A 22,131-nucleotide genomic window follows, 5' to 3' on the forward strand; every position below is an offset into this window, starting at 1 on the left:
GCCCGACGGCGGCCCTCGGGCCCGCTTTGGAATCTGGCCCGGTCGTTGGGTACAGTAGGCGCTCGTTGCCACCGGTTCGCCGAGCGGACCGCGACGTAGCACGCCGCCTTAGCTCAGTCGGCAGAGCGATTCACTCGTAATGAATAGGTCAAGGGTTCGATTCCCTTAGGCGGCTCCATCACGGCAGGTCAGGCCGGGTCCTCGGACCCGGCCTTTTCTGCTCCCGGAGCACGGTGTCGCCGTGGACCCCCGGCCCGCCGCAGAGCCTCGTCGAGGCCTCAGCCCACGCGGCGCACGAGCAGGATCACGCCGCCGGCCGCCGCGGCGACGAGCCCGCCGACACCCACCGCGGCGAAGGTCGGGAAGGTCTCGCCCGCGGGCGGGGGCGGCGCCGTGCGGTCGACGGACGCGAGCGGGACGCGCGCGGGCTCGGGGCCCGCGGTCGTGGGCGCGGCGGTCGGCGTCGGTTCGGCAGGGGCGGCCGTGGTCGGTTCCTCCGTCGGCTCGGCGGTCGGCTCCTCCGTGACGTCGGGCTCCGGCGCCTCCGGCGTCTCGACGGGCGCCTCCACGACCGCCGCGACCGGCGGCGCCTCGGCCGTCGGGGCCGAGGTCGCGGGGGCGTCGGGGGTCGGCGCCGGGGGCGGCGTCGTGGGGGAGGGCGCGGCCTGCGCCGTCGTGCAGACGGGGTCGTCCCCGTTCCAGCGCGCGTGCTGCGCGCGCAGGCCGGACACCTGGGCCCACGTGACGCAGTAGCCGTCGGGGAACGTGCGCGACGGCACCGAGAAGGCCAGGAACCCGTCCGCGGAGTCGCGCGGGCCGTAGGAGTCGGAGTAGTACCGCTCGCGGCTCCCGTCCGGCGCGCTCACGGCGTACGAGACGGCGCCCCACTCGGACCAGAGGCGCTCCGGGTCGAACGAGACGCCGTCGACGCTCACCTCGAGCCCGCTCTCGCCGTCCCGCCCGACGGCGGTCGCGGGTGCGGCGGCGACGGCCACCACGAGCACCGCCAGCGGTGCGAGGGCGAGCAGGCGGCCAGCGGCACGCATCAGCACCTCCGGGTCGTTCGGGAGCGGTCCGCGGCACATCGTACGCAGTCGTGCGGGCCGGTCGGAACGCCGGAGCGGCGCCCTGGGGTGCGTCAGGCCCCGAGCGTCGCGAGCCACCGGACGACGGCCTCGCACACGGCCGCGTCCTGCCCCTTGAGGTCGTGGGCACCGGGCAGCTCGACGCGCGTGACGGGCCCGGGGATCGCGGCCGCGTGCTCGGCGAGCTCGTCCGGCGTCGCGAACGGGTCGGTGCGCCCGGAGACGAGGAGGACCGGCACGTGGAGGTCCGGGAAGTGCTCGGTCCGCAGCCGCTCGGGCTTGCCCGGCGGGTGCAGCGGGTAGCTGACGAGGGCCAGCCCGGCGGCGGGGAGCCCCTCGGCGACGGCCATCGAGCACATGCGGCCGCCGTACGAGCGGCCACCGAGCAGGAGGTGGTCCGTCGTGGTGCCGAGCTCGGCGGCGAACGCCTCCGCCTCGGCGCGGACGTGCGCGATCGCGACGGGCGGCCGGTCGGGCATCCGCTTGCCGGCGATCCGGTAGGGGAAGTCGACGCGGCGCACGGGGACGGGCGGGTCGAGGGCGGCCAGCGCCTCGTCGATCGCGACGAGCGCGCGGTGGTCGCGGCTCGCGCCGGCGCCGGGCGTGAGGAGGACGCCGGCGACGGGCCGGTCGTCGGGGTGCGGCGTGGTCACCGGCCCAGTCTCGCAGCGCGCACGAGGTTCCTCACGGTCGAGCACGACCTTCCGCGCGGCCGACCACGAGGTTGCTGTCGCCCTGCGCGGCAGGACGACAGCAACCTCGTGGTCGAGGGGGTCTCGCGGCCCCGGTCACCGCGACGCGAGCCGGGCCGGGTCGAGGTCGGTGCGGCGCAGGAGCTGCGCGTTGAGCGCGACGATGACCGTCGACGCGGACATGAGGATCGCGCCCACCGCCATCGGCATGACGAACCCGACGGGCGCGAGCACGCCCGCGGCGAGGGGCACGGCCGCGATGTTGTAGCCCGCGGCCCACCACAGGTTCTGCTGCATCTTGCGGTACGACGCGTGCGACAGCTCGATGATCGACAGCACCGCCCGCGGGTCCGAGCTCGCGAGGATCACCCCGGCGGACGCGATCGCGACGTCGGTGCCCGCGCCGATCGCGATGCCGACGTCCGCCTGCGCGAGCGCCGGGGCGTCGTTGACGCCGTCGCCGACCATCGCCACGACGCGCCCGCCGTGCTGCAGCTCGGCGACCTTCGCGTCCTTGTCCTCGGGGCGGACGCCCGCGAAGACCTGGTCGATGCCGAGCTCGCGCCCGACCGCGCGGGCGACGGGCTCGGCGTCGCCGGTGATCATGACGACCCGGATGCCGCGCCGGTGCAGCGCGTCGACGGCCTCGCGCGACTCGGGACGGATCGCGTCCGCCAGGGCGAACGCGCCCACCACCTCGCCGGACCGCGCGTCCGGTGCGGTGCCGGTGCCGGTGCGGGCGCCGGCGTCGTCCGAGACGACCACGTGCAGGACGGTCGACCCGTCCTCGGCCCACGCCGCGGCGTCGGGCAGGGGGTCGAGCCCGCGCTCGCGCAGGAGTGCCGGCCCTCCGACCGCGACGCGGCGCGCGCCGTCGGGTGTCGGGACGGTCGCCTCGACGCCGACGGCCGTCAGCGACCGGAAGTCGGTGGCGCGGGGGACGTCGTCGCCCCGCTCCTCGGCCGCCCGCACGATCGCGCGGGCGAGCGGGTGCTGGCTGTCCGCCTCGGCCGCCGCCGCGAGCGCGAGCAGCGCGGCCTCGGACGTGCCGCCCGCGGTCGCGAGGTGCACGACGACCGGCTCGCCCGCGGTGAGCGTCCCGGTCTTGTCGAACAGGACGGTGTCCACGGTGCGCATGCGCTCGAGCGCCAGGCGGTCCTTGACGAGGACGCCCGCCTTCGCGGCGCGCTCCGTCGACAGCGAGACGACGAGCGGGATCGCGAGGCCCAGCGCGTGGGGGCACGCGATGACGAGGACGGTGATCGCCCGGATCAGCGCCTGCTCGGGCGTGCCGAAGACCAGCCAGAGGCCGATCGTCAGGGCAGCCGCCCCGAGCGCGTACCAGAACAGCCACCCGGCGGCGCGGTCCGCGAGGCGCTGCGTCTTGGTCGACGACGCCTGCGCGTCCGCGACGAGCCGCTGGATGCCCGCGAGCGCGGTGTCCTCGCCGACGGCCGTGATCCGCACGCGCAGCGCGTCGTCCGTCGCGACGGTCCCCGCGACGACGGCGTCCCCGACGGCGCGGCGCACGGGGCGCGACTCGCCGGTGATCATCGACTCGTCGACGTCCGCCGAGCCGGACGCGACCTCGCCGTCCGCGGGCACGCGCCCTCCCGGCCGGACGACGACCAGGTCGCCCACGCGCAGGTCCGTCGGCGCGACGGTCGTCACGGTCCCGTCCTCGGCGACCCGCTCCGCCTCGTCCGGGAGGAGCGCGGCGAGCGAGTCGAGCGCGGACGCCGTCTGCGCGAGCGAGCGCATCTCGAGCCAGTGGCCCAGCAGCATGATGACGACGAGGAGCGCGAGCTCCCACCAGACGTCGAGCTCGTGCGCGAGCAGGCCCAGGCTCGCTCCCAGCGACGACACGAACGCGACCGTGATGGCGAGCGAGATGAGCGTCATCATCCCGGGCTTGCGGCTCCGCAGCTCGCTCACCGCACCGGTGAGGAACGGGCGCCCGCCCCAGGCGTAGATCACCGTGCCCAGGACGGGGGACACCCAGGGCACCCACGCGGCGTCGGGCAGGTCGTAGCCCAGGAGCATCGCGAACATGGCGTTCAGCGCGACCGTGGGGATCGCGAGGACGAGCATGATCCAGAACAGGCGGCGGAACTGCCCGACGTGGTCGCCGTGCCCGCCGTGCCCCCCGTGCCCGGCCATGTCGTGTCCGGCGTGGCCCGCCGTGCCGTGACCGGCCGTGTGGTGACTCTCGTGCCCGGACGTGCCGTGGCCCTCGTGCCCGGCGGTGCCGTGACCCGCGGTGGCGTGACCCGCGTGGTGGTCCTCGTGCCCCGTGTCGTGGCCGCGGTGCGCGGCCGGGTCGTGCGTCGCGTGGTCGACGGCGGCGGTCGCCGCCGCGCCGGGGTGCCCGTGCGCCTCGGGGTGCCCGTGCGCCTCGTGGTGCTCGTGCTCGCCGTCCGCGCCGGTCCGACGCCCGGGGCCGTGCTCCGTGCGGTGGTCCACCGTGTCTCCTCTCGGCTGCTGATACCCCTAGGGGGTATCGTCTCCTCCCGATCATGCCCCCGTGGTGCCGATCCGTCAACCGTTCGAGCGCGACCCGTCCGTGAGGGGCGGCGGCAGGGGCGCGGGGTGGGCTCCCGCAGCACGACCGGGCACCGGACCGCCACGCGCCGGGGTGCGTCGTCGCCCGGGCGACCGCGAGGCGCAGCGCCTGCTCGCCGACCTCGGCGTCGCTGGGGGTGGGCCCGGGCGCGGGACCCGGCGGGCGGCGCGCCGCGCCGCCGGGTGGGCCGCCCCGGGAGCGGCTACGTTCGGGAGAACCCGGTCGACCGGGCCACCACCACACCGCAGGAGGACCCCATGACGTCCCAGGACGCAGCCGCCCCGCGCGGCACGACGGCGGTGCTCGCCCGGGCCCTCGCGCTCGGCGTCGCCGCGGGCTCGCGCAGCAGCCTCGGGGTCGCGGCGCCGGTGCTGGCCGGCCTCGTGCGGCCCCGCGGGTCGCGCCGGTCGGGCCACGGACCCGGGCCGCTCGCGCGCGGCGCGGCGCTCCTGGGCGTCGTCGGCGAGCTGGTCGGCGACAAGCTGCCGCAGACGCCGAGCCGGCTCGCGCCGCCCGGCCCCGTCGTCCGCGTCGCGAGCGGCGCCGTCGGCGGCGTGCTCGTCGCCCGGCACCGGACCGGTCCGGTCGGGCTGGTCCTCGCCGCCGTCGCGGGAGCCGCGGGCGGGGCCGTCGGGACGTGGGGCGGTGCGGCGTGGCGACGCCTCGCCGTCGGCGAGCGGCCCGACTGGCCGGGCGCCGTCGCGGAGGACGTCACGGCGCTGGCCCTCGCCGCCTGGGCCGTCCGGGTCTGAGCGCCCGCCACGGCGACCCGGGGCACGACGTCCCGGGAGTGAGTCTCCCGGGCGGGAGGACGCCGTCCGTCAGCAGCCCGCCTGCTCGTAGCGGCACAGCAGCTCCCACGCGGCACCGGCCTGCTCCGCGACCGTCTCGCGGGCCGCGCCCACGGTGCTCTCCCCGCCGTCGAGCGCGACGAGCGTGACCGCGGCACCGCGGCGCGTGGTCGCCAGGTAGGTCCCGAGCGCCGTGTCCAGGTCCCCGCTCCCGCCCGACCCGTAGTAGTCGGTGGCCAGGCCGCCGCCCTGGGCGCCGACGTCGAGCGGCTCGGCCGTGTACGTCGTGCCCTCCGCCCCGCCCTGCGCCGCGCACGCGGCGAGCAGGTCCGCGAGCCGCGCGGCTTCCGCGGTGGCGGCGTCGGCGTCGGCGAACACCGCGACCTGGTGGACCCCCACGACGCCCTCGGCCGCGCCGTCGCCCTCGGTCGCGGTGCGCATCGCCGTGGCGTCCGCGGGGCCGCCGTCGGCGCACGCCTCCGGAAGGTGCCAGTCCGCGACCCCCTCCGCCTCGTCGCGTGCTCCATCGCCGCCCCACGCGCCCGCGGGGAGGAGGACGTCGGCGGGCGCGTCCGTCGGGAGCGCCGCGGCGGGATCGCCTGGTGCCGGGGTCGCGGCAGAGGTCGAGGGGGCCGGGGCCGACGGTTCCGGGGTGCCCGGGGCGTCGCCGGGGGTCGCGGTGCAGGCCGCGAGGACCAGGGCGCTCGCGGCGAGGACGGTCGTCGTTGTCGAGGCTCTCATCCGCACCACCCTGGCAGCCGTGCGGGCGGTTCGCAGGAGCAGGCGCTCAGCTGCCCGGGACGCTCGTCACGGTCGTCAGGAGGAACGCCGCGTCCTCGATCGCGCTCACCGCGTGCCGCTCGTGCGTGAGCACGCGCAGCTCGCCCTCGCCCAGCTCCACGTCGCCCTCGCCGAGCGCCGTGACCCGGACCCGCCCGCGCAGCACCTGGATCGACGCCGCGGGCGGGGAGTTGTGCTCCCCGAGCTCGACGCCCGCGCGCAGCGCGAGGATCGTCTGGCGCAGCGGGCCGTCGTGCAGCACGACCTCGGCGCTGCGACCGTTCGGCGCGGTGCGGGCGGTCGTGAGGTGGGCTTCCGTGAGGAGGTCGACGTTCGTCATCGGGGCTCCGGCCTGTCGGGGAGCTCCATCATGCCGCGCCGCGGACGTCGGTGCCCCCCCATGCCGCGGCCGTGCGGCGCTGGTCGCCGCGACCGGCTCGGGCGGGCGGGGCGCGCCGGTGGCGCGTGCTGGTGGTCTGCCGTGCGGTCCGGAAGAGTGGCCGCCATGCAGGTGGTCTCCGGTCTCCTCGTCGGTCTGTTCGGCCTCGTCTTCACCGTCGGCATGCTGCTGCTCCTCGCCGCGACGGCGCGGCGCGTCATGGGCGCGCCGGTCGGCTGGATCCGCTCGGCGGTCGTGGCCCTCGCGATGCTGTCGGTCGCGTCCTGGGTGCTCACGGGCGGCCTGCTCGACGTCGGCTGGTCGCGCCCGGACGGGACGCTCACCGTCGCGCCGGGCGTCGCGCTCGTCGCCGTCGTGCTCGCGTTCGCGTGGGCGTTCGTGCTCGGGCTGTGCGTGCTCCTCGTGCTCGAGCTCCTCGTCCCGACGGGTTCCGTCCCGGGGCCGTGGCGCGCGCTCCGGGGGCTGCGCCAGGGCCGCCGCGAAACGCGGCGCTACGCCCAGATCCTGGGGATCGGCGTCCGGCACGGCCTCGGCGGGGCGCTCACGCGCGGGGCTCGGCAGCCGGACGGGTCGCGCCTGTCGCGCACCGACCAGCGGCGCCAGGCCGCCGCGCTGCGCGACGCTCTCAGCGACGCCGGCGTGACCTTCGTGAAGTTCGGCCAGGTGCTGTCCACGCGCCGGGACCTGCTCCCCGCCGCGTTCGCGGACGCGCTCGCCACGCTCCAGAGCGAGGTCCCGCCCGCGCCGTGGTCGCAGGTGGAGGCGGCCGTCGCGGGCGCGCTCGGGCGCCCGGTCGACGAGGCGTTCGCCGGCTTCTCGCCGGAGCCCCTCGCCTCGGCGTCCGTGGGCCAGGTCCACGCGGCCCGCCTGCTCGACGGGCGCGACGTCGTGGTCAAGGTGCAGCGCCCGGGCGCCCGTGCCCAGGTCGAGACGGATCTCGCGATCCTCGGGCGGCTCGCGCGCCGCATCGAGCGCGACACCGCGTGGGGCCGCTCCCTCGGCGTCGTCGACCTCGCCGACGGCTTCGCCGCGTCGCTGCGCGAGGAGCTCGACTACACGGTCGAGCTGGAGAACACGCTCGCGCTGCGCGCCGCGCTCGCGCGGGGAGCAGCGAGGGACCGGCGCCCCGACGACGGCGCCACCGACCCGGGCGCGGGCCCGCGCGTCCGGGTCCCCGACGTCTACCCCGAGCTCTCCGGGACGACGCTGCTCGTCATGGAACGGCTCGACGGCGTTCCCCTCGGCCGCGCCGCGGACGTGCTCGCGAGCCTCGACGACGCCGTGCGCGCCGACCTCGCCTCGCGGCTCCTCACCGCGACGCTCGAGCAGGTGCTGGTCGCGGGCACCTTCCACGCCGACCTCCACCCCGGCAACGTGCTCGTCACCGCCGACGGCCGCCTCGGCCTGCTCGACATGGGCTCCGTCGGGCGGCTCGGCGAGCCCGACCGGCTCGCGCTCGCGGCGGTGCTGCTCGCGGTCGACGCCGACGACGCCGTGGCCGCGACCGACGCCCTCCTGGAGCTGCTCGACGCCCCGGCCGACCTCGACGTGCGCCGCCTGGAGCGCGCCGTCGGGCAGGTGATCGTGCGGTTCCGCGGCGCCGGCGCGAGCGGCGCGATGTTCACCGCGCTGTTCCGGCTCGTCACCGACGCGGGCCTCGCCGTCCCGTCGCAGGTCGCCGCCGCGTTCCGCACGTTCACGTCGCTGGAGGGCACGCTGCGCCTGCTCGACCCCGGGTTCGACCTCGTCGCCGGGGCCCGCGCGACCGCGCAGCCGCTCGTGCGGCGCGTCGTGACGCCGGAGGGCCTGCGCGAGCGGGCGACGAGCCTGTTCCTCGGCCTCGCGCCCGAGCTGGAACGGCTCCCGCGCCGGCTCGCGAAGATCACGAGCGACGTCGAGGCCGGGCGGCTCACCGTCAACGTCCGCTCGTTCGCGCACCCCGAGGACCGCGCGTTCCTCACCGGCCTCGTGCAGCAGGTCGTGTCCACCGTCATCGCTGCCGCGGCCGTCGTCGCGGCGGTCGTGCTCGTCTCCGCGGACTCCGGCCCCGAGCTCGTCGAGGGTCTGCGCCTGTTCGCCGTCCTCGGTGCGGCGCTCGGGTTCGTCGGGACCGTGCTCGCCGTGCGCGTCCTCGTGTTCGCGTTCCGGGGGTCGGCCGCGCGCCGCGGGTGACCTCAGGCGTCGTGCGCGCCCGAGGGGTGCGTCGCGTCCGCGGGCCGCACGACCGTGACCGGGCAGTGCGCGTACTCGACCGCGTGCCGGCTCACCGAGCCCAGGAGCAGCCGGTCGAACCCGCCGACGCCGCGGTTGCCGAGCACGAGCCGCTCCGCGCGCGACGACGCCTCGATGACCCCCTTCGCGGCGTGCACGTGCTGCACGCTGCGCACGAGGCGGTCGTCGGGCAGGTCGACCCCCGCCGCCTCGAGCGCGGCGTCGAGCTTCTGGGCGGCGAACTTCTCGTAGTCGTCGATGGGCGGCGTCCATCCCCACGAGTCGGGCAGGGGGGCGAGCGAGACGATCTGCCAGCAGAACAGGGCCTCGAGCGTCGCGCCCGTGCGCCGCGCGACGTCGGCGCCGTGCCGCAGCGCCTGGACCGACGTCGACGACCCGTCGACCCCGACGACGACGGGCCGCGCGTGGTCGTGGCGCACGTCGGGCGTCCCGCGCACCACGGTCACGGGGACGGTCGCGTGCTGCACGACGGCGGTCGGCACCGACCCGAGGACCATCCGTCCGAGGCGGCCCCGGCCGCAGCGGCCGAGGACGAGCAGGTCGGCGTCGTCGCGGTCGGTGGTGTCGGGCCGCACGTCGTCCTGGGCGGCCTGCGCGACGCGCGGCTGGGCGAGGGCGAGCAGGACGGCCGCGGGGCTGCCGCGCTCGGCGACGGCCGTCGCGGTGACCGCGTCCGGGCCGATCCCCGTGCGGGCGTGCGCGGCGTCGAGCCACTCCTGGGCGAGCGCCCGCTTCTCCTCGGCCGCCGCGTCGGGGCCGTCGCCCGGCCCCTGCCGCGACTCGAACGCGAGCACGGCCGTCAGTGGCACCGCCCGGTCGGCTGCCTCGCGCAGCGCCCAGTCGAGCGCGCCGCCCGACTCCTCCGACCCGTCGACACCGACGATCACGCCGCGCATCTCGCCACCTCCGCCCGGTCGGCCGACCGCGTGCGCCGTCGGCGTGCTGTCCCCGACGCCGTCGGCGGCGCCGGTGCTGACTCGACCCTAGGCCGCGGGGCCGCGCCGCGCCCGGGACGGGCGTCCCGGGGTGGTGGACGAGAGTCCCGTGGCGCGGCGCGCGGAGCCGGTCAGAACCGCGGGTCGGGCTCGTCCTGGAGGATGTTGCGCAGGGGGCGGGTGACGACGTCGACCCGCGCGAGCAGGTCCGCCGGGCCCGAGACGACCAGCGCCCGGTCCTCGACCGGCACGTACGCCGCGGCGTGCTCCCGCACGGTGACGTACAGGCAGGGGCGGGTCTCGCCGTCGACCCGGAACGTGGTGCGCACGACGGGCGCGACGTCCACCTCCTCGACGATCGCGCGCATCGCGGCGCGGTACTCCTGGTAGGAGTCGAGGAAGTCGTCGTCGCCGGGGGAGTCCGAGTGCAGGGGCGCGGCGAGCGCCCCGCTGAGCGCGGTGCGGGCGATGTCCTCGGCCTGCTCGTCGTGCGCGGCCCGCACCCGCAGCGTCTCGACGTCGAGCGTCTCGCCCGTGAACGACACGTAGGAGCGCAGGAAGCGCTCCTCGGCCGGGTCGTGCGCGCCGTGGCCGGCGCCCGTGAGCGTCTCCTCGTCGAGGTCGAGACCCCAGGTGAGCGGGTCGTCGACCTCCGCGACGGCGCCGTGGAACCGCGCGACCACCTGCTCCCACGACGCGGCCGAGCCCGTGGGGCGTGCCTCTCGCTCGTCCGCGTCCGGTGCGGGGGTGTCCTCCGGCGGCTGGTCCGGTTGGTGCATCGCTCTTCGCCACCCTTCTGGACGTCGTGCGGGGCGCACTCCCGAGCCTGCCCGTGGCGCGGGCCGCGGTCAACGCCCCCGGCGCGTGTCGGGCCGGGTGATCTCCGCCGTCGTGCCCCCGGGACCGCCCGGCAGGTCACGGCGCGACCCCTCTTTCACGCCCCTGGCGAACAACGGCATACGGAGGGGGTGCGGCTCGTTCGAACCGCATAGAGTCAATGCGGTCAGGCTTGTACCCGTCGTCCGGCGGGCAGGTGTACGCCGCTCACGAGGAGCAGCACATGTTCGAGAGATTCACAGACCGAGCCCGTCGGGTCGTCGTCCTCGCCCAGGAAGAGGCGCGGATGCTCAACCACAACTACATCGGCACCGAGCACATCCTCCTCGGCCTCATCCACGAGGGCGAGGGTGTCGCGGCCAAGGCGCTGGAGTCCCTCGGGATCTCCCTCGACGGCGTCCGCACCCAGGTGACCGAGATCATCGGCGAGGGCCAGCAGGCCCCGAGCGGGCACATCCCGTTCACGCCGCGCGCCAAGAAGGTGCTCGAGCTGTCGCTGCGCGAGGCGCTCCAGCTCGGCCACAACTACATCGGCACCGAGCACATCCTGCTCGGCCTCATCCGCGAGGGCGAGGGCGTCGCCGCCCAGGTCCTGACGAAGATGGGCGCCGACCTCAACAAGGTGCGCCAGCAGGTCATCCAGCTCCTGTCCGGCTACCAGGGCAAGGAGCCGGTCGCCGCCGGCGGTCCCACCGAGGGCCAGCCGTCGGGCTCGGCCGTGCTCGACCAGTTCGGGCGCAACCTCACCCAGGCCGCGCGCGAGGGCAAGCTCGACCCGGTCATCGGGCGCAGCCTCGAGATCGAGCGCGTCATGCAGGTGCTGAGCCGCCGCACCAAGAACAACCCCGTCCTCATCGGCGAGCCCGGCGTCGGCAAGACGGCCGTCGTCGAGGGCCTCGCCCAGGACATCGTGCGCGGCGACGTCCCCGAGACGCTCAAGGACAAGCAGCTCTACACGCTGGACCTCGGCGCGCTCGTGGCCGGGTCCCGCTACCGCGGCGACTTCGAGGAGCGCCTCAAGAAGGTGCTCAAGGAGATCCGCACGCGCGGCGACATCATCCTGTTCATCGACGAGATCCACACCCTCGTCGGGGCGGGTGCCGCCGAGGGCGCGATCGACGCCGCCAGCATCCTCAAGCCGATGCTCGCGCGCGGCGAGCTGCAGACCATCGGCGCGACGACGCTCGACGAGTACCGCAAGCACGTCGAGAAGGACCCGGCCCTGGAGCGCCGCTTCCAGCCCATCCAGGTCGCCGAGCCGTCGCTCCCGCACGCCATCGAGATCCTCAAGGGCCTGCGCGACCGCTACGAGGCGCACCACCGCGTGTCCATCACGGACTCCGCGCTCGTCTCCGCGGCCACGCTCGCGGACCGGTACATCAACGACCGGTTCCTCCCGGACAAGGCGATCGACCTCATCGACGAGGCGGGCGCGCGCCTGCGCATCCGCCGCATGACGGCCCCGCCGGAGCTCAAGGAGCTCGACGAGGAGATCGCCGAGGCGCGCCGCGAGAAGGAGTCCGCGATCGACGCGCAGGACTTCGAGAAGGCCGCCGGCCTGCGCGACAAGGAGAAGCAGCTCACCGCGAAGCGCGCCGACAAGGAGAAGGCGTGGAAGTCCGGTGACCTGGACACCGTCGCGGAGGTGGACGAGGAGCTGATCGCCGAGGTCCTGGCCATGGCCACGGGCATCCCGGTCTTCAAGCTCACCGAGGAGGAGTCCAGCCGCCTGCTCAACATGGAGGACGAGCTGCACAAGCGCGTCGTCGGCCAGGAGGCCGCGATCAAGGCGCTGTCGCAGGCCATCCGCCGGACGCGTGCTGGCCTCAAGGACCCGAAGCGCCCCGGTGGGTCGTTCATCTTCGCCGGCCCCACGGGCGTCGGGAAGACGGAGCTGGCCAAGGCGCTCGCCGAGTTCCTCTTCGGGGACGAGGACGCGCTCATCCAGCTCGACATGTCGGAGTTCTCCGAGAAGCACACCGTCTCGCGGCTGTTCGGCTCGCCCCCCGGCTACGTCGGGTACGACGAGGGTGGCCAGCTCACCGAGAAGGTGCGGCGCAAGCCGTTCTCGGTCGTCCTGTTCGACGAGGTGGAGAAGGCCCACGCGGACATCTTCAACTCGCTCCTGCAGATCCTCGAGGACGGTCGCCTGACCGACTCGCAGGGCCGCGTCGTGGACTTCAAGAACACCGTCATCATCATGACGACCAACCTCGGCACGCGGGACATCGCCAAGGGCGTCCAGACCGGCTTCAACGCCGGCGGCGACCTGGTCACGTCCTACGAGCGCATGAAGGCGAAGGTCAACGACGAGCTCAAGCAGCACTTCCGGCCGGAGTTCCTCAACCGCGTCGACGACGTGGTGGTCTTCCCGCAGCTCTCGCAGGCCGAGATCATCCAGATCGTCGACCTGATGATCGCCCGTCTCGACGCCCGCCTGCGGGACAAGGACATGGGCATCGAGCTCACGCAGCCCGCGAAGCAGCTCCTCGCCGAGAAGGGCTACGACCCGGTCCTGGGTGCTCGTCCGCTGCGCCGCGCGATCCAGCGCGACATCGAGGACGTGCTCTCGGAGAAGATCCTGTTCGGCGAGCTCAAGGCCGGCGAGATCGTCCTGGTCGACGCCGAGGGCGAGGGCCTGCTCGGCGAGTTCACCTTCCGGGGTGTCTCGAAGGGCGAGCACGACCGCGGCCCGGTGAGCGTGGGCGCGGCCGCCGCGCTCGACGCCCCGACCGGCGTCTCGGTCCGCGACCTGCCCCCGACGGGCGAGCTGCAGGCCGGCGCGGAGTGACGCACTCCTGAACGCCTGACACACGGGCCCCGATCCTCCTCCGGGAGGGTCGGGGCCCGTCGTCGTCCCGGCGCCCCCTCTCCCGCCGAGCAGGTGGTCGTGGCGCGTCCGGGGCGACCGACGCACCACCATCGCCTGCTCGGCCGACACGGACCACCTGGTCGGCGGGCGAGGGGCCGTTGCACGGCGTTACGTCCGTCCTCGTCGTGGGACACGGGTCGACCGCCCTTTGCGGGGCGTGCGCACGCTGGCACAGTCGCCCGCATGCCGACGAAACCGGGGGGCCTCGTCGCCCTCCCCGCCACCGACGCCGGGCACGTGCCCGGACTCGCGTGTCGTCGCGCCCTGCGTGCGCGCCTGCGCCGTCGGGCCGCGTGTCGTCCGACCCCGTGCCGCTGAGCACCCCGACGCACTGACCGACGGCCGCCCCGGGCCGCCGTCGAGCCGTCCCACCACCCTCCCGCGCACGGCACCCGCGCGCCCTCGTGCGTCCCCGTGCGCTCTCCCTGAGAGGACCCGTCATGCCTGCTTCCCCGCCCCGTCCGTCCGCACCGCCCGGCCGCCGGAGGGCGACGGCCGTCGCGCTCGGTCTCGTCGCGCTCCTCGCCGCCGGTGCGTGCAGCACCGCCGAGGCGTCCGGGGGCGGTGACCCGGCCGACGGCGGCACGCTCGCCCCGGACGCCGAGCTGCCCACCGAGGTGCCGGAGGGCACCGTCCTGCGGGTCGGCGACCCGACGACGCAGAAGGCGTTCGAGCTCGCGGGCGACGACCTGGACAGCGACTTCTCGTTCGAGATCGAGTGGGCCAACATCTCGGGCGGCCCGGCGACGACGGAGGCGTTCCGGGCCGGCTCGCTCGACGTCGGCGCCGTCGCGGAGATCCCGCCGATCCACGCGACGTGGACGGGCCTGGACGTGCAGGTGTACGCGTCCGTCTACCGGGAGAACTGGGAGGACGCGCCGGTCTACGAGTTCGCGGGGGCGCCGGGGGTCGAGCTCGACTCCCTCGAGGACTTCCGCGGTCACCGCATCGCGTTCAGCCCGGGCCAGGCGCAGGGCGCGATCGTCCTCAAGGCGCTGCAGGAGGCCGGGCTCACGCAGGACGACGTCGAGCTCGTCGAGCTCCCGAGCACGGGCGACGTCTACTCGACGGCCCTCGCGGCGGGCGAGGTCGACGTCGCGCCGCTCGGCGGCACGCAGCTCTTCCGGTACCTCGCGACGTACGAGGCCGACGGCGCGACGTCGGTCCAGCACCACCTGCGCGACGACGCGTCGCACCTCTACGGCCCGACCGAGGTCGTGCGCGACCCGGCCAGGGCGGCGGCGCTGCGGGAGTACGTCGCCGCGTGGGCGGCCGCGAAGATCTGGGTCGCGGAGCACCCCGAGGAGTGGAAGCAGGGCTACTACATCGAGGACCAGGGGCTGAGCGAGGAGGACGCGCAGTATCTCGTCGACCACGCGCCGGTCCCGGACGTCCCGTCCGACCTCACGGAGGGCATCGAGCGCACGCAGGCGACGGTCGACCTGCTCGCGGCGGAGCTCGACGAGCAGCCGCTCGACGCGGCGGACCTGTTCGACGTGCGCTTCGGCCCGGTCGCGGGCGAGGCGGCCGCCGCCGCGCGGGACGGGGGCGCGCAGTGAGCGCCGCGGTCGTCGAGCGGGTCGACGTCGCGGTCCCGCGGGACGACGCCGCGCCGTCGACCCCGGCGGACGTGCGACCGCGCGGCACGCGCCTCGGGCTCGGCCGGCCGGTCCCGCTCGCGGCGCTCGTCGGGGTCACGCTCCTCGCGGTCGTCTGGTCGGTGGGGTCCGCGACGGGGCTCGTCGACCCGCGCGTGCTGTCCGCGCCGTGGACGGTCGTCTCGACGGGCGCGGAGCTCGTCGCGAACGGCAAGCTCGGGGCGCACCTCGGCGTCTCCCTGACGCGCGCCGCGCTCGGGCTCGTGGCCGGCATCGTCGCGGGCGTCGTGCTCGCGCTGGCCGCCGGGCTGAGCCGGGTCGGCGACGCCGTGCTCGACGGCCCGATCCAGGTCAAGCGCGCCATCCCCAACCTCGCGCTCCTGCCGCTGCTCATCCTGTGGTTCGGCATCGGCGAGGAGATGAAGGTCATCACCATCGCGCTCGGCGTCTTCATCCCCATCTACCTGCACACGCACAACGGCCTGCGCGCGATCGACAGCCGCTACGTCGAGCTCGCCGAGACGGTGCAGCTCTCGCGGTGGCAGTTCGTGCGCCGCGTCATCCTGCCGGGCGCGCTGCCCGGTTTCTTCCTCGGCCTGCGGTTCGCGGTCACGGGCTCGATGCTCGCGCTCGTCGTCGTCGAGCAGGTCAACGCGACGGCCGGGATCGGCTACATGATGGAGCTCGCCCGGACGTACGGGCAGACGGAGATCATCCTCGTCGGCCTCGTGGTCTACGGCGTGCTGGGCTACTCCGCGGACCTCGCCGTCCGCCTCCTGCAGAGGAGGGTGCTCTCGTGGCGGCGCACGCTGGAGGACTGACCGCGCAGGAGGCCCGCCCGACGGCGCCGGGCGCGGCCGTGCGGGTCCGCTCGCTCGTCCGGTCGTACGGGGAGCAGCGCATCCTCGACCACCTCGACCTCACCGTGGACGACGGCGAGTTCGTCGCGATCCTGGGCCGGTCCGGCTCGGGCAAGAGCACGCTCCTGCGCGCGCTCGCCGCGCTCGACCACGGGGTCGCGGGCTCGGGCGAGGTCGTCGTGCCGGACCAGGTGTCCGTCGTCTTCCAGGACTCGCGGCTCCTCCCGTGGGCGCGCGTGCTGGACAACGTGGTGCTCGGTCTCGACGCCGGGGCGCGCGGGCGGAGCGCCGCGCGGGACGCCGGCCGCGCGAGCCTCGCGGAGGTCGGTCTGGCCGGGCGCGAGCGCGCGTGGCCGAACGAGCTCTCGGGCGGCGAGCAGCAGCGCGTGTCGCTCGCCCGTTCGCTCGTGCGCTCGCCGCGGCTCCTGCTCGCCGACGAGCCGTTCGGCGCGCTCGACGCCCTGACGCGCATCCGGATGCACGCCCTGCTGCGCGACCTGTGCGCGCGGCACCGCCCCGCGGTCCTGCTCGTCACGCACGACGTCGACGAGGCGATCGTGCTCGCGGACCGCGTCGTCGTGCTCGACGAAGGACGGATCGCGGCCGAGCGCCGCATCGACCGGAGCTACGGCCCCACCGAGGCCCGCGACCCCGCGGACCCCCGCTTCGCCCGGCTCCGCACGGAGCTGCTCGACGCGCTCGGCGTCGTCCGCGACGCCCCGACGACCTCCGACCGGAAGGACACCGCCGCATGACCCGCCACGCCTCCTCGGGCCACCGCCCCGGCCGCCTGCACCTCAACGCGTTCCTCATGAGCACGGGCCACCACGAGGCGTCGTGGCGCCTGCCCGAGAGCGACCCGTCGTGGACCTCGACGAACATCGCGCACCTGCAGCGCCTCGCGCAGGTCGCGGAGGCGGGGAAGCTCGACTCGATCTTCTTCGCGGACGGCCCCGGGCTGCGGTCCGACGTCGGGCGCCGCCCGGCGGGCTCGCTCGACCCGCTCATCGTGCTGACGGCGATCGCGACCGTGACCGAGCGCATCGGCCTCATCGCGACGGCGTCGACGACGTACAACTCGCCGTACAACCTGGCGCGGCGCTTCGCGTCGATCGACCACGTGTCAGGCGGCCGGGCCGGGTGGAACGTCGTCACGACGGCGGGGCCGGAGATCGCGCGCAACTTCGGCCTCGACGACCAGCCGGCGCACGCCGTGCGGTACGAGCGCGCGGCCGAGTTCCTCGACGTCGCGTTCCGGCTCTGGGACTCGTGGGAGGACGACGCCGTGCTCGCCGACAAGGCCGCGGGCGTCTGGGCGGACCCGGCCAAGATCCACGGGCCCGCGCACGTCGGCACCCACTTCTCCGTGCACGGCGCGCTCACGACGCCGCGCTCGCCGCAGGCGCGCCCGCTCATCGTGCAGGCCGGGTCGTCCGAGGACGGCAAGGACCTCGCCGCGCGCTACGCCGAGGCCGTGTTCACCGCGCACCAGACGCTCGCCGACGCCCAGGCGTTCTACTCCGACCTCAAGGCCCGGGCGGTCACGGTCGGGCGGGACCCGGGCACGGTGAAGATCCTGCCCGGCATCGTCCCCGTCATCGGGTCCACGGAGGCGGAGGCGCTCGCGCGGGAGCGCGAGCTCGACGAGCTCATCGTCCCCGAGTACGCGCGCGCCCAGCTCGCGAAGACGCTGCGCCTCGCGCCCGAGGACCTGCCGCTCGACCGCGAGCTGCCCGACGGCCTGCCCACCGAGGACGAGATCGAGGGGGCCAAGAGCCGGTACACGCTGATCGTCGAGCTCGCGCGGCGCGAGCGGCTGACGGTGCGCCAGCTCATCGGGCGCCTCGGCGGCGGGCGGGGCCACCGCACGTTCGCCGGCACGCCCGAGCAGGTCGCCGACGCGCTCCAGGACTGGTACGACGCCGAGGCCGCCGACGGGTTCAACATCATGCCCGCGGTGCTGCCGTCGGGGCTCGAGCAGTTCGTCGAGCACGTGCTGCCCGTGCTGCGCGAGCGCGGCCTGTTCCGCACCGAGTACGAGGGCCGGACGTTGCGCGAGCACTACGGGCTCGAACGACCGGCGAACCGCTACACGGACGCGGCCCCCGCCGGGACGTCGTCCGACGGCGGGGCACGAGTCGTCGAGGGGGCCTTCGCATGAGCGCGGAGCACCTCTGGTACATCCCGAACCAGGTGCGGCCGGGGCACCGCGGCGACGACACCACCGAGGACCACAACAGCCTCGACACCCTGACGAGCCACGCGCACGCCCTGGAACGCCACGGGTTCGCGGGCGCGCTGCTCGGGACGAGCTGGGGGCGTCCCGACACGTTCACGGTCGCGACGGCGCTCGCGGCCCGCACCACGACGTTCGAGCCGCTCGTCGCGATCCGGCCCGGGTTCTGGCGGCCCGCGCACTTCGCGTCCGCCGCCGCGACCCTCGACCACCTGAGCGGCGGCCGGCTGCGCGTCAACATCGTGTCCGGCACCGACGGGCAGGAGGCGTACGGCGACGGCGAGGCCGACCCGGCGCACCGCTACGCCCGCACGCGCGAGTTCCTGCAGATCGTGCGGCGCCTGTGGACGCAGGAGGAGGTCACGTACGCGGGCGAGCACTTCTCGGTGACGCGCTCGTCGCTGGGGCCGCGGCCCGTGGTCCGCGGCGACCGCGCCCACCCGCGGATCTACTTCGGCGGCGCCTCGGAGGCGGCGGAGCGCGTCGCGGCGACCGAGGCCGACGTGCAGCTCTTCTGGGGCGAGCCGCTCGACGGGATCGCGGAGCGCATCGACCGGCTGAGGCAGCTGAGCGCCGAGCTCGGCCGTGAGCACGCACCGCTCGAGTTCGGGCTGCGCGTCACGACGTTCGTGCGGGACACGACGGAGGAGGCGTGGGCCGACGCCGAGGCGAAGGTCGCGCAGCTCGCGGCCCGCTCGCCGGAGCGCGAGGCGTGGTCGGCCCGGGACCGGGGGCGGAGCACCGCCGTCGGGCAGCAGCGCCTGCTCGACCTGGCCGAGCGGGGCGAGGTGCTCGACGACAACCTGTGGACCGCCCCGGGCCGGTTCGGCGGCGGGGGAGCGGGCACGACGTGGCTCGTCGGCTCCGCGGAGGACGTCGCGAAGTCGCTGCGGCGCTACGAGGACCTCGGCGTGACGCACTTCGTCCTGTCCGACACCCCGTACCTGCGGGAGATCGAGCGCCAGGGCACCCGGCTCCTCCCGCTCCTGCGCGACTGACGGTCACCGTCGCGGGGATCGACCCGGGCGTCATGGGGTCGACCCTCTGCGGGTCGGACCGGTGCGTACGGGTCGATCCAGGGCGCGGGCTGATCTCGGGCGCGCGGGTCGATCGCCAGCCGGTCGAGGATCCCCGGGCGGCCGCGACCCGGAGTACCGTCCGGAGCGTGGACCAGAGCAGGCTCGACGACCTCACCGCCCGCCTGCGCGCCGCCGGGTGCGTCTTCGCGGAGGACGAGGCCGCGCTCCTCGCCGAGCGGGCCGACGACGCCGCGCACCTCGAGGCGCTCGTCGCGCGCCGGGTCGCGGGCGAGCCGCTCGAGCACGTCCTCGGGTACGTCGACTTCCACGGGCTGCGGGTCGCCGTGGACCCCGGGGTGTTCGTGCCGCGCCAGCGCACCACGCTGCTCGTCGACGAGGCGGTCGCGCTCGGGCGGCGGGCCGGGCGCCCGGCGCAGCTGTCCGACGGCGGCCCGGGCAGCGGCCCCGGCGGCCGTCCGGAGGGTGGCAGGGACGGCCGGACGGTCGTCGTCGACCTGTGCTGCGGCGCCGGGGCGCTGGGGCTCGCGACGGCGGTGGGCCTCGGCGGAGCGGAGGCCGCCGCGCTGCACGCGAGCGACGTGGACCCGGCCGCGGTCGCGTGCGCGGCGCGCAACGTCGGGGCCGTCGGCGGGACCGCGTACGAGGGCGACCTCTTCGACCCTCTGCCCGCCGGTCTGCGCGGGCGGGTCGACCTCCTCCTCGCCAACGTGCCGTACGTCCCGTCGGGCGAGATCCCGCTGCTGCCGCGCGAGGCACGCGACCACGAGGCGCACGTCGCCCTCGACGGCGGCGGCGACGGGCTGGACGTGCTGCGCCGCGTCGCGACCGAGGCGTCCGCCTGGCTCGCCCCCGGCGGTCACCTGCTCACCGAGTCCGGCGAGCGCCAGGCAGCGGGTGCCGTCGCGGTGCTCGGCCGGGCCGGGCTGGTCGCGCGCGTCGTCCGGGACGACGACATCGGCGCGACGATCGTCGTCGGGACGCTCCCCTACGAGACGTGAGAAATGGCCCCTGCGACGCGCGGGTCAGGGGCCACTTCTCACGTCTCGGCAGGCCCGTCGAAGGAGAACGTGGGCCGTGGTGCAAGGCGCGGGCCGTCCGTGACACAGGGTGGACGAGGGCCCGACGGGCGGGCGGGCCGCGAGAGGGGACGTCGGTGAGCACCGCACGAGCGCGACGGCGCGCGCACGGCCTGGCCGGTGCGCTGCTCGTCGCCGCGCTCTCGGCGTGCAGCGGTCCCGGAGGTCTGGTCACCGCGTGCCCGGCGGTCGGCTACTCGGCTCGCCTGGAGGTCCGGCTCGACGACTCCTGGCCGGACCGCGACGCGTACGGCGTCACGGTGGCCTGCGTCGGCGCCGACCCCTGCGGGCTCGTGCGCGACGGCACGCTCCTGCCCGGCCCGGAGCCGGCCCCCACGACGATCCCGGTCGACCCGGTCGATCCGGTCGATCCGGTCGATCCGGTCGACCCGGCCCCGCCCCAGGCCGTCGAGACCTCGCCCGAGCCGAGCGAAGAGGCGCAGGACGCGCCCTCCGTCGCCGAGTGGACCGGGTCCGCGCTGAACGGTCCGGTCGGTCCGGTCCTCGTCCGCGTCGTCGAGGTCGCCTCGGGCGACGTCGTCGTGGAGCGCGAGATCGACCCGACGTGGGAGAGCGCGGACGGTACCGCGTCGGAGTGCGGCGGACCGTCGGTCGCGACGATCGAGATCGCCGCCCCGCCGGGCTGACGCCTACGCCGAGGCGGGCCGCAGCAGCGCGCGGATCTCCTTCTCGGCCTGCGCGGGCGTGAGCGCGCGGCAGCCGAGCGACTCCCAGTGCCGCACGAGCGCGGGCTCGGCGCGCAGCAGCGCCCACCCGCGCCGGAACAGGGTGAGCGGCGGCTTGCGCATCTCGGCGAGGTCGCGCAGCAGGCGGAACCAGAACGTCACGAGGCGCGGTCGGTAGAGGCAGATCGCGTCGGCCAGCACGTCCTGCGCGCGGCAGGCCGCGACGATCTCCGCCGCGAAGATGCCCTCCGCCAGGACGACGCGCGAGCCCGTGACGTCGACGTGGGTCGTGCCGGTGCGGCGCGACGTCGGGATGTCGTAGACCGGCACGTCGGCGTGGCCCGTGCGCGCGAGGTCGACGAGCGCCGCGACCGCGCCCTCGGCGTCCCACGAGCGGGGGTCGTCCCAGTCCACGATGCCGAAGCGCTGCGGCAGGTCGGGATGGTCGTGGTCGAGGTAGAAGTCGTCGAGCGCGACGACCGGGAGCCCGAGCCGGCGGGTGAGCGACGTCTTGCCCGAGCCCGACGCCCCGGTGAGCAGCACGATCCGCGTCGGGACCTCGCGCGACCCGGGCGGGAGGTCGAACAGCGCCGGGTCCCCGGCGGGTCCGGTCGGCACCGGGTCGGTCCGGGTGGCGTCGGTGGGGCCGCCGTCGGCGTCGTGCTGAGGGTCGCTCACGGGACACCATTGTCGCAGCGTCCGGCGTGAGCCCCGAGGCGGGGCGTCGGGTGCGGCGCGTAGCCTTCCCCGGTGACCGCTCCGGACCCCGCCGCCCTGCTCGCCCGCGACGCCCTCGACCGCCTCGACCGGTGGGAGCCCGTGGATCCCCGTCAGGAGGCGCTCGCGGCGGAGTACCGCGCGTTCGTCCGCGGCGACGCCGGGCCGCGCGCCGAGGCGGTGCGGCGCGACGGCGGTCCGCAGCACCTCACGGCGAGCTGCTTCGTGCTCAGCCCCGGTCTCGACCGCGTGCTGCTGTGCTTCCACCGCAAGGGCCGGTTCTGGGTCCAGGTGGGCGGCCACACCGAGCCGGAGGACACGACGCTCGCCGGTGCCGCCTACCGCGAGGCGCGCGAGGAGAGCGGCGTCGAGGACCTCGTCCCGTTCGACCCGGACCCCGAGCCGGGCGTCCCGTTGGACGCGGACCCCGAGCAGGGCGTGGAGTCCGTGGCCGGGTCCCGCGCCGGCGCCGCGCCGGCCGCCCCCGTGGACGTGCACCGGCACGACCTCGCCGCGGCGTTCGGCACCTGCCGGACGCACTGGGACGTCGGGTTCGTCGCGTTCGCCGACCCGGACGCGCGCACGGTCGTCAGCGACGAGAGCGAGGACGTCGCGTGGTTCCCGGTGGACGCGCTGCCGCCCGGCACGCCCGACGACTTCCCCGTCCGCCTGGCGACGGTCCTCGCGGAGGTGCGCCACCGCCGTCGGGCAGGACTCCCCACGAGGTAGAG

19 protein-coding genes and 1 tRNA gene are annotated in these 22,131 nt (G+C 75.8%); 12 read left to right on the forward strand and 8 right to left on the reverse strand.

The window, feature by feature from the left end; translation table 11 throughout:
- Nucleotides 1–102: 102 nt before the first annotated feature.
- Nucleotides 103–178 (forward strand) — tRNA-Thr (locus ACPCUX_RS07810).
- 100 nt (nucleotides 179–278) lie between these two features.
- Here the strand turns inward: ACPCUX_RS07810 and ACPCUX_RS07815 are convergent.
- The 3 genes from ACPCUX_RS07815 to ACPCUX_RS07825 all read right to left on the reverse strand — a co-directional run bounded on the left by ACPCUX_RS07815 (nucleotide 279) and on the right by ACPCUX_RS07825 (nucleotide 4,240).
- The gene (locus tag ACPCUX_RS07815; protein ID WP_423388488.1) at nucleotides 279–1,046 is read right to left on the reverse strand and encodes a hypothetical protein; all 768 of its coding nucleotides are present in this window, start codon (nucleotides 1,044–1,046) and stop codon (nucleotides 279–281) included.
- 92 nt (nucleotides 1,047–1,138) lie between these two features.
- Nucleotides 1,139–1,738 (reverse strand): alpha/beta family hydrolase, encoded by a 600-nt coding sequence (locus tag ACPCUX_RS07820; RefSeq protein ID WP_423388489.1) that lies wholly within the window; start codon nucleotides 1,736–1,738, stop codon nucleotides 1,139–1,141.
- A gap of 135 nt (nucleotides 1,739–1,873) precedes the next feature.
- Nucleotides 1,874–4,240, reverse strand: a complete 2,367-nt coding sequence (locus ACPCUX_RS07825) for a heavy metal translocating P-type ATPase (protein WP_423388490.1) — start codon at nucleotides 4,238–4,240, stop codon at nucleotides 1,874–1,876.
- 357 nt (nucleotides 4,241–4,597) lie between these two features.
- Here ACPCUX_RS07825 and ACPCUX_RS07830 point away from each other — a divergent pair, with 357 nt between their 5' ends.
- A complete protein-coding gene (locus tag ACPCUX_RS07830) occupies nucleotides 4,598–5,092 on the forward strand; it encodes a hypothetical protein (RefSeq protein WP_409141362.1) in 495 nt (164 codons plus the stop codon).
- A gap of 69 nt (nucleotides 5,093–5,161) precedes the next feature.
- On the opposite strand, the gene ACPCUX_RS07835 is transcribed toward ACPCUX_RS07830, so the two are convergent.
- Nucleotides 5,162–5,872 (reverse strand): hypothetical protein, encoded by a 711-nt coding sequence (locus tag ACPCUX_RS07835; RefSeq protein WP_423388491.1) that lies wholly within the window; start codon nucleotides 5,870–5,872, stop codon nucleotides 5,162–5,164.
- 46 nt (nucleotides 5,873–5,918) lie between these two features.
- Nucleotides 5,919–6,251, reverse strand: coding sequence for a cupin (locus ACPCUX_RS07840; RefSeq protein ID WP_085386519.1), 333 nt, complete (start codon nucleotides 6,249–6,251; stop codon nucleotides 5,919–5,921).
- A 165-nt stretch (nucleotides 6,252–6,416) separates the two neighbouring features.
- Between ACPCUX_RS07840 and ACPCUX_RS07845 the strand changes: the two genes are divergently transcribed.
- Nucleotides 6,417–8,483: an ABC1 kinase family protein gene (locus ACPCUX_RS07845; protein ID WP_415297897.1), complete on the forward strand. Its 2,067-nt coding sequence runs from the start codon at nucleotides 6,417–6,419 to the stop codon at nucleotides 8,481–8,483.
- Between the two features lie 2 nt (nucleotides 8,484–8,485).
- Here ACPCUX_RS07845 and ACPCUX_RS07850 read toward each other — a convergent pair whose 3' ends face one another.
- Nucleotides 8,486–9,439: a universal stress protein gene (locus tag ACPCUX_RS07850; protein WP_423388492.1), complete on the reverse strand. Its 954-nt coding sequence runs from the start codon at nucleotides 9,437–9,439 to the stop codon at nucleotides 8,486–8,488.
- 170 nt (nucleotides 9,440–9,609) lie between these two features.
- The gene (locus ACPCUX_RS07855) at nucleotides 9,610–10,257 is read right to left on the reverse strand and encodes a hypothetical protein (RefSeq protein ID WP_409141364.1); all 648 of its coding nucleotides are present in this window, start codon (nucleotides 10,255–10,257) and stop codon (nucleotides 9,610–9,612) included.
- Nucleotides 10,258–10,538: 281 nt separating this feature from the next.
- Between ACPCUX_RS07855 and ACPCUX_RS07860 the strand changes: the two genes are divergently transcribed.
- From ACPCUX_RS07860 to ACPCUX_RS07895, 8 genes are all read left to right on the forward strand, one after another.
- The gene (locus ACPCUX_RS07860; RefSeq protein ID WP_031315080.1) at nucleotides 10,539–13,106 is read left to right on the forward strand and encodes an ATP-dependent Clp protease ATP-binding subunit; all 2,568 of its coding nucleotides are present in this window, start codon (nucleotides 10,539–10,541) and stop codon (nucleotides 13,104–13,106) included.
- Nucleotides 13,107–13,627: 521 nt separating this feature from the next.
- Nucleotides 13,628–14,746 carry an ABC transporter substrate-binding protein gene (locus ACPCUX_RS07865; RefSeq protein WP_423388493.1) on the forward strand — a complete coding sequence of 373 codons (1,119 nt, stop codon included), beginning with the start codon at nucleotides 13,628–13,630 and terminating at the stop codon, nucleotides 14,744–14,746.
- On the forward strand, nucleotides 14,743–15,606 hold the full coding sequence (locus tag ACPCUX_RS07870; RefSeq protein ID WP_423388494.1) for an ABC transporter permease: 864 nt from the start codon (nucleotides 14,743–14,745) through the stop codon (nucleotides 15,604–15,606). Before ACPCUX_RS07865 ends, ACPCUX_RS07870 begins: the two co-directional genes overlap by 4 nt.
- On the forward strand, nucleotides 15,582–16,400 hold the full coding sequence (locus ACPCUX_RS07875; RefSeq protein WP_423388495.1) for an ABC transporter ATP-binding protein: 819 nt from the start codon (nucleotides 15,582–15,584) through the stop codon (nucleotides 16,398–16,400). The genes ACPCUX_RS07870 and ACPCUX_RS07875 overlap by 25 nt, the downstream gene beginning before the upstream one ends.
- Nucleotides 16,397–17,806 (forward strand): LLM class flavin-dependent oxidoreductase, encoded by a 1,410-nt coding sequence (locus ACPCUX_RS07880; RefSeq protein WP_409141368.1) that lies wholly within the window; start codon nucleotides 16,397–16,399, stop codon nucleotides 17,804–17,806. Before ACPCUX_RS07875 ends, ACPCUX_RS07880 begins: the two co-directional genes overlap by 4 nt.
- The gene (locus tag ACPCUX_RS07885) at nucleotides 17,803–18,879 is read left to right on the forward strand and encodes an LLM class flavin-dependent oxidoreductase (RefSeq protein WP_114553918.1); all 1,077 of its coding nucleotides are present in this window, start codon (nucleotides 17,803–17,805) and stop codon (nucleotides 18,877–18,879) included. The genes ACPCUX_RS07880 and ACPCUX_RS07885 overlap by 4 nt, the downstream gene beginning before the upstream one ends.
- 167 nt (nucleotides 18,880–19,046) lie before the next feature.
- Entirely contained in the window at nucleotides 19,047–19,919 is an 873-nt protein-coding gene (locus ACPCUX_RS07890; RefSeq protein WP_423388496.1) for a methyltransferase, read from the forward strand.
- A 155-nt stretch (nucleotides 19,920–20,074) separates the two neighbouring features.
- Nucleotides 20,075–20,644: a hypothetical protein gene (locus ACPCUX_RS07895; protein ID WP_423388497.1), complete on the forward strand. Its 570-nt coding sequence runs from the start codon at nucleotides 20,075–20,077 to the stop codon at nucleotides 20,642–20,644.
- A gap of 3 nt (nucleotides 20,645–20,647) precedes the next feature.
- On the opposite strand, the gene ACPCUX_RS07900 is transcribed toward ACPCUX_RS07895, so the two are convergent.
- Entirely contained in the window at nucleotides 20,648–21,361 is a 714-nt protein-coding gene (locus tag ACPCUX_RS07900; RefSeq protein ID WP_409141371.1) for a uridine kinase family protein, read from the reverse strand.
- Between the two features lie 72 nt (nucleotides 21,362–21,433).
- Between ACPCUX_RS07900 and ACPCUX_RS07905 the strand changes: the two genes are divergently transcribed.
- Complete coding sequence (locus ACPCUX_RS07905) at nucleotides 21,434–22,129, forward strand: NUDIX hydrolase (protein ID WP_409141372.1); 696 nt, start codon at nucleotides 21,434–21,436, stop codon at nucleotides 22,127–22,129.
- The last annotated feature ends 2 nt before the right edge of the window (nucleotides 22,130–22,131 follow it).

The organism is Cellulosimicrobium sp. AB352 (assembly GCF_049538415.1).
GTDB lineage: Bacteria > Actinomycetota > Actinomycetes > Actinomycetales > Cellulomonadaceae > Cellulosimicrobium > Cellulosimicrobium funkei.